This is a genomic window from Streptomyces sp. NPDC006283 (assembly GCF_040613325.1).
In the GTDB taxonomy this organism is placed as follows: Bacteria; Actinomycetota; Actinomycetes; order Streptomycetales; family Streptomycetaceae; genus Streptomyces.
Map to the genome: position 1 here is coordinate 26,425 of NZ_JBEXRZ010000050.1, position 13,989 is coordinate 40,413.

14 protein-coding genes and 1 tRNA gene are annotated in these 13,989 nt (G+C 70.8%); 8 read left to right on the plus strand and 7 right to left on the minus strand.

What is annotated here, in order from left to right; all coding sequences use genetic code 11:
• Positions 1 to 29: 29 nt before the first annotated feature.
• Both ABZ070_RS13570 and ABZ070_RS13575 read right to left on the minus strand, forming a co-directional pair.
• Positions 30 to 2,240 carry a protein kinase gene (locus ABZ070_RS13570; RefSeq protein WP_356633216.1) on the minus strand — a complete coding sequence of 737 codons (2,211 nt, stop codon included), beginning with the start codon at positions 2,238 to 2,240 and terminating at the stop codon, positions 30 to 32.
• Positions 2,241 to 2,245: 5 nt separating this feature from the next.
• On the minus strand, positions 2,246 to 3,169 hold the full coding sequence (locus ABZ070_RS13575) for a serine/threonine protein kinase (protein ID WP_356633218.1): 924 nt from the start codon (positions 3,167 to 3,169) through the stop codon (positions 2,246 to 2,248).
• 187 nt (positions 3,170 to 3,356) lie between these two features.
• Here ABZ070_RS13575 and ABZ070_RS13580 point away from each other — a divergent pair, with 187 nt between their 5' ends.
• Complete coding sequence (locus ABZ070_RS13580) at positions 3,357 to 3,878, plus strand: DUF1269 domain-containing protein (RefSeq protein WP_356633220.1); 522 nt, start codon at positions 3,357 to 3,359, stop codon at positions 3,876 to 3,878.
• 79 nt (positions 3,879 to 3,957) lie between these two features.
• On the opposite strand, the gene ABZ070_RS13585 is transcribed toward ABZ070_RS13580, so the two are convergent.
• Positions 3,958 to 4,029, minus strand: a tRNA-Cys gene (locus ABZ070_RS13585).
• Positions 4,030 to 4,200: 171 nt separating this feature from the next.
• On the opposite strand from ABZ070_RS13585, the gene ABZ070_RS13590 reads away from it, so the two are divergent.
• The 6 genes from ABZ070_RS13590 (at position 4,201) to ABZ070_RS13615 (ending at position 9,966) form a co-directional block, all read left to right on the plus strand.
• Positions 4,201 to 5,673, plus strand: a complete 1,473-nt coding sequence (locus ABZ070_RS13590) for an MFS transporter (protein ID WP_356633222.1) — start codon at positions 4,201 to 4,203, stop codon at positions 5,671 to 5,673.
• A 32-nt stretch (positions 5,674 to 5,705) separates the two neighbouring features.
• Entirely contained in the window at positions 5,706 to 5,903 is a 198-nt protein-coding gene (locus tag ABZ070_RS13595) for an Arc family DNA-binding protein (RefSeq protein ID WP_187740698.1), read from the plus strand.
• Positions 5,903 to 6,271, plus strand: coding sequence for a Fic family protein (locus ABZ070_RS13600; RefSeq protein ID WP_356633224.1), 369 nt, complete (start codon positions 5,903 to 5,905; stop codon positions 6,269 to 6,271). Before ABZ070_RS13595 ends, ABZ070_RS13600 begins: the two co-directional genes overlap by 1 nt.
• Before the next feature lie 129 nt (positions 6,272 to 6,400).
• Positions 6,401 to 8,185: a DEAD/DEAH box helicase gene (locus ABZ070_RS13605; RefSeq protein ID WP_356633226.1), complete on the plus strand. Its 1,785-nt coding sequence runs from the start codon at positions 6,401 to 6,403 to the stop codon at positions 8,183 to 8,185.
• A gap of 277 nt (positions 8,186 to 8,462) precedes the next feature.
• Positions 8,463 to 9,104: a helix-turn-helix domain-containing protein gene (locus tag ABZ070_RS13610; RefSeq protein WP_356633228.1), complete on the plus strand. Its 642-nt coding sequence runs from the start codon at positions 8,463 to 8,465 to the stop codon at positions 9,102 to 9,104.
• Between the two features lie 73 nt (positions 9,105 to 9,177).
• Positions 9,178 to 9,966: a S16 family serine protease gene (locus ABZ070_RS13615; RefSeq protein ID WP_356633230.1), complete on the plus strand. Its 789-nt coding sequence runs from the start codon at positions 9,178 to 9,180 to the stop codon at positions 9,964 to 9,966.
• On the opposite strand, the gene ABZ070_RS13620 is transcribed toward ABZ070_RS13615, so the two are convergent.
• From ABZ070_RS13620 to ABZ070_RS13635, 4 genes are all read right to left on the minus strand, one after another.
• Positions 9,905 to 11,317 carry an MFS transporter gene (locus ABZ070_RS13620; RefSeq protein ID WP_356633232.1) on the minus strand — a complete coding sequence of 471 codons (1,413 nt, stop codon included), beginning with the start codon at positions 11,315 to 11,317 and terminating at the stop codon, positions 9,905 to 9,907. The two genes, ABZ070_RS13615 and ABZ070_RS13620, sit on opposite strands and share 62 nt — an antisense overlap.
• Positions 11,314 to 11,526, minus strand: coding sequence for a hypothetical protein (locus ABZ070_RS13625; RefSeq protein ID WP_356633234.1), 213 nt, complete (start codon positions 11,524 to 11,526; stop codon positions 11,314 to 11,316). Before ABZ070_RS13625 ends, ABZ070_RS13620 begins: the two co-directional genes overlap by 4 nt.
• 14 nt (positions 11,527 to 11,540) lie before the next feature.
• The gene (locus ABZ070_RS13630) at positions 11,541 to 12,152 is read right to left on the minus strand and encodes a helix-turn-helix domain-containing protein (RefSeq protein ID WP_356633236.1); all 612 of its coding nucleotides are present in this window, start codon (positions 12,150 to 12,152) and stop codon (positions 11,541 to 11,543) included.
• A 69-nt stretch (positions 12,153 to 12,221) separates the two neighbouring features.
• On the minus strand, positions 12,222 to 12,701 hold the full coding sequence (locus ABZ070_RS13635) for an Lrp/AsnC family transcriptional regulator (protein WP_356633238.1): 480 nt from the start codon (positions 12,699 to 12,701) through the stop codon (positions 12,222 to 12,224).
• A gap of 121 nt (positions 12,702 to 12,822) precedes the next feature.
• Here ABZ070_RS13635 and hppD point away from each other — a divergent pair.
• Positions 12,823 to 13,989, plus strand: a 1,167-nt coding sequence (gene hppD, locus ABZ070_RS13640) for a 4-hydroxyphenylpyruvate dioxygenase (RefSeq protein WP_356633240.1), incomplete at its 3' end; no start/stop codon positions are given.

The window sequence follows — 13,989 nt, forward strand, 5'->3', positions numbered from 1 at the left end:
AGAGACAGCTCTTTCCGCGCGTTCGGTCATCAATGGAGCTCGTAGCCGGCGAAGAAGTCCTTGCCCATGCCGATGATCCTTTCAGGGATGCCGTGATAGGCGAAGAAGCGGTCACCCGGGGCCTTGAAGGACTTGCCGGGTGCGCCGGTCATCTCGTCCACGGCTCGCATCAGGCCGGTCTTGCTGCTGTAGCTGTAGACGTACGCGTATCCCGGAATTGGGGGAAGCGTGATGTCGGAGTCCGCGCCTGCGCCGCCCTTCTCGCGCCACTGAAGCTCTCCGGTGATGAAGTCCAGGGCCACGAGCCCCTGACCTTCCTCCACCGCGTACACCCACTCTCCGACCGCCGGCGGCCCGGTGCGGCGCCGGGCGCGGCCGGCGCCGAACGTCCACCGCTGCTTGCCGTCCTCCAGGGCCAGCGCACGCAGCCGTCCCGTCGGGGGGTAGACGTGGGCGAGGTCGACCTCCAGCAGGCCCTGTATGTCGTCCGGATCGGAGACTGCGAGCGGCTGCTCCCATCGGAGCTTGCCCGTCCGGGCGTCCCGGACCGACAGTTTGACCTTCCCTGCCGGTGTCTCCTGACTCAGGACCAGGTGGTCCTCGCTCACGCGGGCGGCAAGGAAGTGGAGTCGCCGTGATGTGGCGGGCATGGCCGGCAGCGGCTGCTTCCACAGGGTCTTGCCCGTGTGGACGTCGACGGCGAGCAGGAACCATTGCTGGTCGTCGCCGTATCCGATCCCCTGGCCCGAGCTGTTCCCCCGGCCGGCGGCGAGATAGACGACATCGGCCGCGGCGCAGAGAAGCTGGGTCGCGGCGAGTCCACCGTTGAAGTCCTTCAACTCCACGGCGTCAGGGGACAGGGAGGGCCCGCCGCTCTTGACCGTCTGGATGACGAGGGGGCCACCGTCGGCGCCGGGCTCGCTGCCGTACACCCTGTCCTCGTCACTGGCGCACCTGTGCACCGGGGCCTTCAGCAGCGAGGCGATCTCGGTGCCTCCCGACGAGACGTTGATGGTCCGCATCCCGTTGTCGTCCGCGATGACAAGGGAGGCTCCGAAACGGAGGGGAACGGGCGGTCGCAGCGCCGCCTTGGACGTGGACAGCGGCAACCGCCACAGCCAGTCCCCCTTGGGGGCGGGCGGAGATGTCGGTGAAGCCTTGCCATCGGGCTTGCCGTCCCCGTCACCGTTTCCGCTGCTGAGCCAGGCCCAGGTTCCGGCGGCGAGTACGCCTGCGCCGACGGCTGTTCCGCCTGCCAGTCGCAGGAGTGTGCGGCGGGGGAGCGCGGCGGTGGATGCGGAGCGCGCGGTGGCTGTGTCCTCGCCCGCGGGTTCTTGGGGTGCCGGGAGTCGGTGGGGTTGGTGGGTCCAGACGTGGGTGGCGCGTTGGGCGATGTCGGCGAGGAGGGTTGGGGGGAGGTGGTCGGCGAATTGGCCTTGGCCGTCGTGGAGTTGGGTGGTGAGTTGTTGGGTGGTGGGGCGCTGGGTGGGGTCTTTGGCGAGGCAGCGGGTGAGGATGGGGGTGAGTGAGTCCGGAAGGTTGGTGAGGTCGGGTTCGGTGTAGCGGACGCGGTAGAGGAGGTCTGCTGCTTGTCCGGTGCCGAAGGGTGGGTGGCCGGTGGCTGCGTGGACGAGGACGCCGGCGAGGGCGAAGACGTCGCCGGCGGGTGTGTGTTCTTGGCCGGTGGCTTGTTCGGGGGACATGTAGGCGGGGGTGCCTGCGGCGGTGCCGGTGCGGGTGAGGTGGTCGTCGCCGGTGGCGCGGGCGATGCCGAAGTCGATGATTTTGGGCCCGTAGGCGGTGATCATGACGTTGGAGGGTTTGAGGTCTCGGTGGACGACGTCGGAGGTGTGGAGTTGGGTGAGGGCTCCGGCGAGGGCTGCGCCGAGGGCGCGGACGGATGGTTCGGGGAGGGGTCCGCAGAGGGTGACGGCGTCGTCGAGGGGTGGGCCGAGGACGTATTCGGTGGCGAGCCAGGGTGTTTCGGCGGTGGGGTCGGCGTCGTGGACGGTGGCGCCGTGGTGGCCGCCGATGATGCGGGCGGCGTCGGTTTCGAGGTGGAAGCGGGTGCGGGCGGCGGGGTCGGCGGCGATCGTCGCGTGCATGGTCTTCAGGGCGATGGTGCGCCCGCCTGCGGTCCGGGCGAGGTAGACGGTACCCATGCCGCCGTGACCCAGCCGGGCCAGCAGGGTGAACGAGCCGATCGTGACGGGATCGGTGTGGGTCAGTGGAGCAAGCATCGGCGTCAGGTCCTGGAAGAGGTCTGCGGGGCACGGACTTCAGCGGCCAGCACTTCCGACGACTGACGGGCGATGGCCGCCACCACCCGCCCGGGCAGCCAGCCGGGTGCCAGGAGAGCGCCGGCGGAGTCCAGGACCGTGGCCGCGGGAGCAGCGGACGCCGGGGGCAGGGCGTGAAGGAGCTCGGGTGCGGTCGGCCGGGCCGCCGCGTCGCGGGTCAGGCAGCGGGCGATCAACGGCCGCAAGGATTCTGGCAGTTCGTCGCTGTCGGGGACCGTGTGGCCGGTGGCCGCGTAGGCCAGGACCGCGCCCAGGCCATGGATGTCGCCCGGCGGGCGCGGGCGCCCGCCCGCCGCCGCCTCGGGCGCGAGGCTGCCGGGCTCGAGGCCGGCGAGACCGGTTCGGCGTTCGCCGTCCGGTGCCGCCGCGCGTGCCGCGCCGAAGCACGTCAGGCGAGGCCCGTCCCAGGCGAGCAGTACGGAGGCGGGGGAGACGCCCGCGTGGGTGATGCCGGCCGCGTGAGCGCCCGCGAGGGTCTCGGCAAGGGCCGTGCCCAGGGCTCGGACGGTGAGTTCGGGCAGCGGGCCGCCGTGTACGGCCAGGGCCACGGGCAACGGCAGCACCGGGAGATAGGGCGAGGCGTACCAGGGCGCTTCGGGCGTCGGCGAGAGCTCGGCGACAGGGAGGGTCCATGGGACCAGGAGGCGGCGGGCCGCGTCCGCCTCGACGAGGAAACGCCCGGGATCGGCGCCGTCGAGCGGTGCGCTGACCAGGACCGTGCGCTCTCCGTCCGCGCTGCGTGCGATGAAGCGCTGCTCGGCGACCGCGGGGAAGCCGCTTCCCGTCGGGTCGAGGCGGGTGAGGAGGCGGTACGGGCCGAACCGGCGCGGCCCGCCCTGCCGTGGCCGTTGCGCCTGCGCTCGTTCCATCTGCGAATCCCCCTAGACATGACAACGGCACAGGAGCCTACCGGCGGTCCTGCGACCCCAGGGGTGGCGGCCCGGCGGCGTTCCGTATGCCCCGTTTACGGACGATTCATATAGTTGGTGCGGTATGCAGCTGGAGTGGGTGCGGTATGCCGCCTGCACGGAGCCGCGGGCCCGAGGAGTGAGCCGCATGAGCGATCTGTTCGTCGTCGCCTACAACGATCTGGCCACCGCACATCAGGTACGGGACAGGCTTGTTTCCATGACCCGGGAGCACCTGGTCGAGCTCGAGGACATCGTCGTCGTCGAGCGCCGCGAGAAGGACGGCAAGATCAAGCTGCATCAGGCCGTCAACGAAACCGCGGCGGGGGCGGCCGGCGGGGCCCTGTGGGGTGGCGTCATCGGGATGCTGTTCCTCGTGCCCTTCCTAGGCGCCGCCGTGGGGGCGGCGGCGGGCGCGGCGGGGGGCGCGCTCACCGACGCCGGGGTGAACGACGACTTCATGCGGGAGGTGAGCGCGAATCTCCGGCCGGGCGCCGCCGCGGTGTTCGCATTGGTCAAGCAGGCGCCCAAGGGCCGGGTTGTCTCCGAGATCGCGCAGTTCGGCGGTCAGCTGGTGCAGACCTCGCTGAGCCATGAGGAAGAGGAGCAGCTCAAGGAAATGGCGCGGGCCGCGCGGGGTGGCGCGTCGGGGGCCGGCGCCGCGGGCTGAGCGGGCCGGCACGTGCACACACACGACGGCCGCCCCCTCGCGAGGAGGGGGCGGCCGTCGCCGTGTTGTGCGTCCACCGAGGCCGTGACCGGATTCGAACCGGTGTAACTCGAGTTGCAGTCGAGCCCCTGAGCCACTCGGGCACACGGCCGTGCCTTCCAACTCCTCGACCGTAGGCCGGGGGTGTGCCGCCCCTCAAGGGACAGGCCGGTGCCGCAACGCGACTGCCATACGCCGTTCATGGTCCTACGACCGAGGGACCAGTCGAATCCCGTCCGAATGACAGGGCCCACCCGACTCGTTGCCCCTTACTCTGTTGGTCATGACCGCCCTCGAACCGCGTGACACCGAGGTCACGTCCCACCCCGCGGCCGCAGCCGCAAGCGTCGCCGACGACCAGCAGGGCGGCGTTCTCGGACGGGACTACCGAGCGCTCAGCATCGGCATCGTCTCCGTCGTCTTCCTCATCGCCTTCGAGGCGACGGCCATCGGCACGGCCATGCCCGTCGCCGCCCGCGAACTGCACGGCATCCCGCTCTACGCGTTCGCCTTCTCCGCCTACTTCACCACCAGCCTCTTCGGCATGGTCGTCGCCGGGCAGTGGGCCGACCGCAAGGGACCCCTCGGCGCGCTCGCGGGAGGGATGAGCGCGTTCGCCGCGGGGCTGGTGCTGTCCGGGACCGCGAGTGCCATGTGGCTGTTCGTGCTCGGGCGGGCGGTGCAAGGCCTGGGCGGCGGACTGGTCATCGTCGCGCTCTACGTGGTCGTCAGCCGCGCCTATCCGCGGCGGCTCCAGCCCGCGATCATGGCCGCCTTCGCCGCGAGCTGGGTGATCCCGTCCGTCGTCGGGCCGCTCGCCTCCGGCACCGTCACCGAGCACCTCGGATGGCGCTGGGTGTTCATCGGCATCCCCGCGCTTGTCGTCCTGCCGCTCGCGCTCGCTCTGCCGGCGATCCGGCGCACGGCCTCGGGCCCCGCGGACGCGTCGGCGCCCGTGCCACGCTTCGACCGGCGCCGCATCAGGCTGGCCCTCGGCATCTCGCTCGGTGCCGGTCTCCTCCAGTACGCGGGCCAGGACCTGCGCTGGCTGTCCCTCCTGCCCGCTGCCGCCGGCGCGGCGCTGCTCGTGCCGTCCGCGCTCGGTCTGCTGCCGCGCGGAACGTACCGTGCGGCGCGCGGACTGCCGTCCGTCGTCCTGCTGCGGGGGATCGCGGCCGGGTCCTTCATCGCGGCCGAGTCCTTCGTGCCGCTGATGCTGGTCACCCAGCGGGGGCTGTCCCCCACGATGGCCGGCCTCTCCCTGGCGGTCGGCGGCGCGACCTGGGCGCTGGGGTCGTACGCCCAGTCCCGGCCACGTACCGAGCCGTACCGCGAACGACTGGTCGTCCTCGGCATGGTCCTGGTCGCGGCCGCCATCCTGACCGCGCCGAGCGTGCTGATCGAGGCGGTCCCGGTGTGGATCGTCGGTGTCGCGTGGGGGTTCGGCTGCTTCGGGATGGGCCTGGTGATCGGCTCGACGAGTGTCCTGCTGCTCAAGCTGTCGGCGCCCGAGGAGGCAGGTGCGAACTCGGCCGCGCTGCAGATCTCGGACGCCCTGTCGAACGTCCTGCTGCTCGCCGGCGGCGGCGCGGCGTTCGCCGCGCTGGGCGGGGGCGCGCCGGTCACGGGCCACGCCGTGGCCGACGGCGTGTCCGGGTCGCATCCGTGGGCGTTCGCGGCGGTGTTCCTGCCGATGGCGGGGGTGGCGCTGGTGGGGGCGTGGGTGGGGACGAGGCTGCGGGCCACAAGTCGATAGCACCACGTGGTACCACGCGGTACCATCGCTCCATGGCTGGTCTGAATCTGAGGTTCACCGAGGAAGAGCTGGATGCCTTGCGCAAGCGCGCGGAGGCGGAAGGCAGGAGCATGCAGTCCTTCGCGCACGACGCCGTGATCACCGCCATCAACGAGCATTCGCGTCTCTTCAACGAAGCGGCGGACCATGTGCTGAAGGTCAGTGAGGAGCTCAACCGGAGGCTCGCCTGATGAACTACCTCACTCTTCCCGAGCTGCTCAAGCTTGCTGAGCGCCTCGGGGCTGACGAGGTGCGTGATTACGGCCTGCTCGACTCCGCCCTTGCACGACCGCAGTCAAGCGTGTTCGGTCAGGATGCTTACCCTGACATCTGGCAGAAGGCCGCCGCGCTCATGGAGTCGCTGTCCCGAAATCATGCGCTGGTCGACGGCAACAAGCGCATCGCCTGGTACGCGACATGGGTCTTCCTGCACATCAACGGGCATCCACTGAGCGCCGGGTTCGATGTGGACGAGGCCGAGCAGTTCGTTTTGAACGTGTGCCAGGGACTGGTGGACGTGCCGAAGATCGCCGAGCAATTGCCGCGCTTCGCCCAGTGACCCCGGTGTGAGGCAGCTCCCACTCTCGGGGGCACGGACCGCGTCCGGCCAGGACGACAACCGGCCCACCGGTAGGGTGGCCCGGTTGTCGTACGTAAAGCGTGGCCCCTTCGATCCAAACCGGAGACCGTGACTACTACCGCCTCCCACCACCTCTCACCCGCCTTCCCCGGCCGTGCCCCCTGGGGTACGGCCAACAAGCTGCGTGCCTGGCAGCAGGGCGCCATGGAGAAGTACATCCAGGAGCAGCCGCGTGACTTCCTCGCCGTCGCCACCCCCGGCGCCGGCAAGACGACCTTCGCGCTCACGCTCGCGTCCTGGCTGCTGCACCACCATGTCGTTCAGCAGGTGACCGTCGTCGCACCGACCGAGCATCTGAAGAAGCAGTGGGCGGCCGCGGCGGCGCGGATAGGGATAAAGCTGGACCCGGAGTACAGCGCCGGTCCGCTGAGCAAGGAGTACCACGGCGTCGCGGTGACCTACGCCGGAGTCGGCGTACGGCCCATGCTGCACCGCAACCGCTGCGAGCAGCGCAAAACGCTCGTCATCCTCGACGAGATCCACCACGCCGGTGACTCCAAGTCGTGGGGCGAGGCATGCCTCGAGGCGTTCGAGCCGGCGACCCGCCGTCTCGCCCTCACCGGCACGCCGTTCCGTTCGGACACCAACCCGATCCCCTTCGTCGCCTACGAGGAGGGCAACGACGGCATCCGCCGCTCCGCCGCCGACTACACGTACGGCTACGGCAACGCGCTCGGCGACGGCGTCGTCCGGCCGGTCATCTTCCTCTCCTACAGCGGCAACATGCGCTGGCGCACCAAGGCAGGCGACGAGATCGCCGCCCGCCTCGGCGAGCCGATGACCAAGGACGCGATCTCGCAGGCGTGGCGCACCGCGCTCGACCCGCGCGGCGACTGGATGCCGAACGTGCTGCGCGCCGCCGACCAGCGGCTCACCGAAGTGCGCAAGGGCATCCCGGACGCGGGCGGCCTCGTCATCGCCTCCGACCAGGACTCCGCCCGGGCGTACGCCAAGCTGATCCGCGAGATCACCGGCACCAAGGCCACCGTCGTGCTCTCCGACGAGGCGGCGGCGTCCAAGCGCATCGAGGAGTTCAGCGAGGACGGGTCCCGCTGGATGGTCGCGGTCCGTATGGTGTCGGAAGGCGTCGACGTACCGCGCCTCGCGGTCGGCGTGTACGCGACGACGATCTCGACGCCGCTGTTCTTCGCGCAGGCCGTGGGCCGTTTCGTACGGTCCCGCCGGCGCGGCGAGACGGCCTCCGTCTTCCTGCCCACCATCCCGGGCCTGCTCGGCTTCGCCTCCGAGATGGAGGTCGAACGCGACCACGTCCTCGACAAGCCGAAGAAGGATGGCGAGGAGGACCCGTACGCCGAGTCCGAGAAGGAGATGGCGGAGGCCGAGAAGCAGCAGGACGAGGACACCGGCGAGCAGGACATGCTCCCCTTCGAGGCCCTCGAGTCCGACGCCGTCTTCGACCGAGTCCTCTACGACGGTGCCGAGTTCGGCATGCAGGCGCACCCGGGCAGCGAAGAGGAGCAGGACTACCTCGGCATCCCCGGGCTCCTCGAACCCGACCAGGTGCAGCTGCTGCTGCAGAAGCGCCAGGCCCGTCAGATCGCGCACAGCCGCAAGAAGCCCGACGAGGAGGCCGACCTGCTGGAGCTGCCGGCCGAACGGCGGCCGGTGGTCTCCCACAAGGAGCTGCTCGAACTGCGCAAGCAGCTGAACACCATGGTCGGCGCCTACGTACACCAGAGCGGCAAACCGCACGGCGTCATCCACACCGAGCTGCGCAGGGTGTGCGGCGGGCCGCCGAGCGCCGAGGCGACCGCCGGGCAGATCCGCGAGCGCATCAAGAAGGTCCAGGAGTGGGCCACGCGCATGCGTTGACCGTTCCGCCCGCTCGGCCTGCCGCTCACGCCGTGACGAACAGGGAGCAATAACCCGTCGTAGTCGGCCGAGCGCCCGGATTCTGGACGAGGCCTTCCGCTGAGCGGTGCCGGTCGCTACTGTCCCCGCAATGCAAACGCCCCGTGGCAGCGCCGCCGCGGAGCGCAGTCGGTGTGCCATGGCCTGCCGGCGGCCTCTGGGTGCGTCGCCGATGGGACCGGTGCCGCGACATCCCGTCCGAGGACCGCCGTCACTCACTCCGAAGGAGAGGGGCGTCGTGACCGCGGAGACCTCCCAGACGCTCGACAGGGGACTACGTGTCCTCAAGCTGCTCGCCGATACCGACCACGGGCTGACCGTCACCGAGTTGTCCAACAAACTCGGCGTCAACCGCACCGTCGTCTACCGTCTGCTCGCCACCCTCGAGCAGCACGCCCTCGTCCGCCGCGACCTGGGCGGCCGCGCCCGGGTCGGCCTCGGCGTTCTGCGCCTGGGCCGCCAAGTGCACCCGCTGGTGCGGGAGGCGGCGATGCCGGCCCTGCGCTCGCTCGCCGAGGACATAGGGGCTACCGCCCATCTCACCCTGGTCGACGGGGCGGAGGCCCTCGCGGTCGCCGTCGTCGAGCCGACGTGGACGGACTATCACGTCGCCTACCGGGCCGGCTTCCGGCACCCGCTGGACCGGGGCGCGGCCGGCAAGGCCATCCTCGCCGCCCGCCAGACCAAGAGCACGGAGCCCGGCTACACCCTCACCCACGGCGAACTGGAAGCGGGCGCGAGCGGCGCTGCCGCGGCGCTCGTCGGCGTGACCGGGATAGAAGGCAGCGTCGGCGTGGTGATGCTCGCGGACGCGGTCCCGGAACGGGTGGGGCCCCGCGTGGTCGACGCGGCCCGCGAGGTCGCGGACGCGCTCCGCTGAGGCGGTTCCCGGACCTGGCCCTGCCCGGGGTCTCGGGCGGGGCCCCGCCGGGCCGGGCCGATAGATTGGGGCCGTGCTCTCCAGTCTCACGCGCCCGCGCGCCCTCGCCGTCTGCGCTCTTCCCGTCGTCGCGCTGCTCGCCGTCGCCGGGTTCGCGCCGCTGCCGTTCGTCGTGGCCCAGCCCGGGATGACCGCCGACGTGCTCGGCAAGGACCAGGGCCGGCAGGTCATCACGATCTCCGGCGCGCCGACCCGCAAGACGGAGGGTGCGCTGCGGATGACGACGATCGTGGCGACGGGGCCGACGGCCGACGTCGATCTCGGCGATGTGGCCGACGGCTGGTTCCGTACCGACCGCGCCGTCCTGCCCCGCGACGCCGTCTATCCGGCCGGCAAGTCGGAGCAGGAGATCGAGCGGCACAACGTCGAGGACATGGAGGAGTCGCAGGACGTCGCCGCCCGGGCGGCGCTCTCCTACCTCGGTGAGGACCCCGCGAAGGTGAAGGTCTCGCTCCATCTCGCCGACGTGGGTGGTCCGAGTGCCGGTCTCCTCTTCTCACTGGGCATCATCGACAAGCTCGAGGGCGACGGCTCCGGCGGTGATCTGACCGGCGGCCAGAACATCGCGGGTACGGGGACGATCAGCGCCGACGGGAAGGTCGGCGCGGTCGGCGGGGTGTCGCTGAAGACGCAGGCGGCCAAGCGCGACGGGGCGACCGTCTTCCTGGTGCCGAAGGCCGAGTGCTCGGACGCGCAGGCGGAACTGCCTGCGGGGATGCGCCTGATCCCCGTGACCACGCTCAAGGGCGCGGTGGATTCGCTTCGCTCGCTGGAGCAGGGTGAGAAGGTTCCCAGCTGCTGATGTCGGGCCCGTCGGTGTCCGAGCCCGTACCGGCCGGGACGCGAGCGTCGGAGGGGCCCTCGGACGTGGTGTCGTGGCCGGTCGGTCCGCCCTTGCCGGGCGCTACGTCCATTTCCCGCCAGCGCGGGAAGACCGCCGGAGCCAGGGTCGTCAGGAAGTACAGCCCGCCCAGCGTGAGCAGCGCCGCCGGCAGGCCCGCCTCCTCGATGAGGTAGCCGGCGGCAAGCCCGCCGAGGGGAGTGGTCATCAGGACTCCGGCTGTGGTCGTGCTCGCGACCCGGCTGCGCAGCTTCTCCGGTACACGCTCGTACATCACCGTGGTCAGGATCGGGTTGAGCATCCCGGCCGCCAGTCCGCCCGCCGCCATCGTGACGGCCAGCGGCACGGTGCCGTCCACCAGCGCGGCCACGACGAACCGCGGGGCCCCGCAGATCAGGAACGCGACGGTGAAGAGCACCCGCCGCGGGTAGCGGTGACCGACCGCGCCGTACAGCAGTGCGCCGAGCAGCGCGCAGCCGCCGAAGACGGCGACCAGCAGGCCCAGGTCCCGTGCACCGCCCAGGTCGTCCTTGGCGTGCACGGGCAGCAGTACGGAACTCCAGCCCTGGTCCAGCCCGTTGGTGACCATCACCATCAGGACGACGCCCAGCAGGAGTCGGGCACGGAGCAGAAAGGCGTAGCCCTCCCGCAGTTCGCCCCGGTAGGCGGCGAACGACACGGGAGCGGCGTTGCGCTGTGGTTCGGCCGCGCGCAGCCGCCGTACGCCCACGTGGATCAGCAGGGCGGAGCCGCAGAAGGTCGCCGCGTCGACCAGGAGCACCGCCTCCGCGCCGATCAGGGCGATGAGTACGCCGGCGAGGGCCGCGCCGGCCATCCGCGCGCCGCGCGAGACGGCGTCGAAGAGGCTCGCGGCCCGCGACAGGCTGGTGCCCGCGTGCTCGGCCAGGTCGGGGACGAGCACGTAGCGGGCGGTCTCGCCGGGGGCGTGGAAGAGGCCCGTGACGGCCATCAGCGCGCACAGCATCCAGAACCGGAGCGCTCCCGCGTAGTGCAGCAGCGGGATCGCGGCGAGCGCGACCGCGCAGACCAGGTCGGTGACGATGCTGACCCGCCGCCGGCCGATCCGGTCGATGACGGGGCCGCCGGTGATGGCCGACACGACGACCGGCAGGGTCGCGCAGAAGGCGACCAGGCCGGCCTTGCCCGGGCTTCCCGTGGTCTCGAGCGCGAACCAGGGGACGCCGATGAGGGTGAGCGAATTGCCGCTGATGGAAACGGCGTTGGCCGCCAGCACGGCGGCGAGCGGGCCTCGGCGGCGCCCCTGGACGCCTGGTCCCGCCTGGCCGCTCACGCGAGACGGGCCGTGGCAGTGCCGGGCGCGGTCGGCTGGTGGACCATGCGCAGGCCCACCTCGACGAGGGCCCAGCCCAGCCGGGTTCGTATCCGCTCGCGCGGCACGGTGCGAGCCGCGGCCGTGCGAGCGGCGGCCGTGCGAGCGGCGGCCGTGCGCAGCTCGTCGGCGCGCAGGTCGTGCAGCGTCAGATGTATGTCGCTGTGCATGGGTCCGTGTCCCCTCAGTCCGTGGCGCGTGGCAGTAGGTGGGTGTGCAGACGGACCTGGGCGGCGCCTTCCGTACCGGGGGCGGGCGCCTGGTCGCGGTAGCTCTCGATGAGGGCGTGGAGTTTTTCGTTGAGCTCGAGGGCCTGAGCGGGTGTCAGGCGCAGGGTGAAGTCGCTGAGGTCGGCGCTGCGTCGCCATTCCTGGGGCCAGTCCCGCTGGGTGGCGAGCCAGGTGGCGACCTCCTGGGTGTGGATCGTCGCGTGCTCGTGGAGATACAGGTCGGCGGCTCCGCGGACGGCCGGGTCGGGGTCGGACTGGAGGGACTCGTCGAAGCCGGTGCCTTCGATGGACGCCTTCCACCACCGCTCGCGGCCCTTGCCGCGCTCCGGGTCGTCCTCGACGAAGCCGTGGGCGGCGAGCTGGCGCAGGTGGTAGCTGGTGGCGCCGCTCGACTCACCCAGCCTCTCCGCGAGTTGGGAGGCGGTGGCCGGCCCGTCGAGGCGCAGGGTGGACAGCATGCGCATCCGCAGCGGGTGAGCGAGGCCGCGCAGCGACCGGGGGTCGAGCGTTCGGTACCTGCGGGTCTCCGGCTCGACCGGCGTGCTCGGCTCTTCGTTCTCGCTCATGACGCAAAGATAGTCTTGCAAAGAAGTCGTTGCAACAGTTTTTTGCAACGACTTCTTTGCAAGGTGCTCTCACCGCTCCGCCGGGTCCTCCGCCGCCTGCTCGACCAGCGGGATGATCCGCAGCGGCACCGGGTTCTCCATGACGATCGCGGTCGACGCCCGCACGATCCCCTCGAAGCCGACCACCCGGTCGATCACCCGCTGGAGATCGGCGTTGGAGCGGGCGACGAGCCGGCAGAGCATGTCGCCGTGGCCGGTGGTGGTGTGCAGCTCGAGCACCTCGGGGACGGTGGCCAGATGCGCCCGCACGTCCGCGCCCTGGCCCTGTTTGATCTCCAGCGTCGCGAACGCGGTCACCGGATAGCCCAGTGCCGCGGGGTCGACGTCCGGGCCGAAACCGCGGATGACGCCGTTCGCCTGGAGCCGGTCCATGCGGGCCTGGACCGTGCCGCGTGCCACGCCGAGCCGCCGGGACGCCTCCAGTACGCCGATCCTCGGTTCGCGCGCCAGCAGCACGATGAGCCGCCCGTCCAGATGATCGATCGCCATGGGCTCCTCCTGATGGTCATCCTGTACAGAACGCCCGGCCATCCTTGCGGCTGGCTGTGCAGATTGCCCAGTGGAGCGACGAACTATTGCGCACCTTGTGGAACGGGGAGAGTCTGCTGCCATGACTGAGACCATGGATCACACCCCGAACACCGCGCGGCAGGCCGACCCCTTCCCGGTGAAGGGAATGGACGCGGTCGTCTTCGCCGTCGGCAACGCCAAGCAGGCCGCCCACTACTACTCCACGGCCTTCGGGATGAAGCTCGTCGCCTACTCCGGACCGGAGAACGGCAGCCGCGAGACCGCCAGTTACGTCCTCACCAACGGCGCCGCCCGCTTTGTCTTCACCTCAGTGATCAAGGCGTCCACCGACTGGGGCCGCTTCCTCTGCGAGCACGTCGCCGAGCACGGCGACGGCGTCGTCGACCTGGCCATCGAGGTGCCGGACGCCCGCAAGGCGTACGCGTACGCCGTCGAGCACGGCGCCACCGGCATCACCGAGCCGTACGAGGTCAAGGACGAGAACGGCACGGTCGTGCTGGCGGCGATCGCCACCTACGGCAAGACCCGCCACACGCTCGTCGAGCGCAGCGGTTACGACGGCCCGTACCTGCCCGGGTTCGTGGCCGCCGCCCCGATCGTCGAGCCGCCCGCCAAGCGCACCTTCCAGGCCATCGACCACTGCGTGGGCAACGTCGAGCTCGGGAAGATGAACGACTGGGTGGCCTTCTACAACAACGTCATGGGCTTCACCAACATGAAGGAGTTCGTGGGCGACGACATCGCCACCGAGTACTCCGCCCTCATGTCGAAGGTCGTCGCCGACGGCACGCTGAAGGTGAAGTTCCCGATCAACGAGCCGGCGATCGCGAAGAAGAAGTCGCAGATCGACGAGTACCTCGAGTTCTACGGCGGCGCCGGCGTGCAGCACATCGCGCTGGCCACCAACGACATCGTCGCGACCGTCCGCTCCATGCGCGCCGCGGGTGTGCAGTTCCTCGACACCCCCGACTCGTACTACGACACCCTTGGTGAGTGGGCCGGCGAGACCCGGGTGCCCGTCGAGACGCTGCGTGAGCTGAAGATCCTCGTCGACCGGGACGAGGACGGCTACCTGCTGCAGATCTTCACCAAGCCGGTCCAGGACCGCCCCACGGTCTTCTTCGAGATGATCGAGCGACACGGTTCGATGGGCTTCGACTCGGCCGCCGTCGCGCGCGGCACGGACAGAACCACCAGGGCGCCGTCGCCCGGAGCAGCCTCCCGTGGGTCCGGAACTTCCGTCACC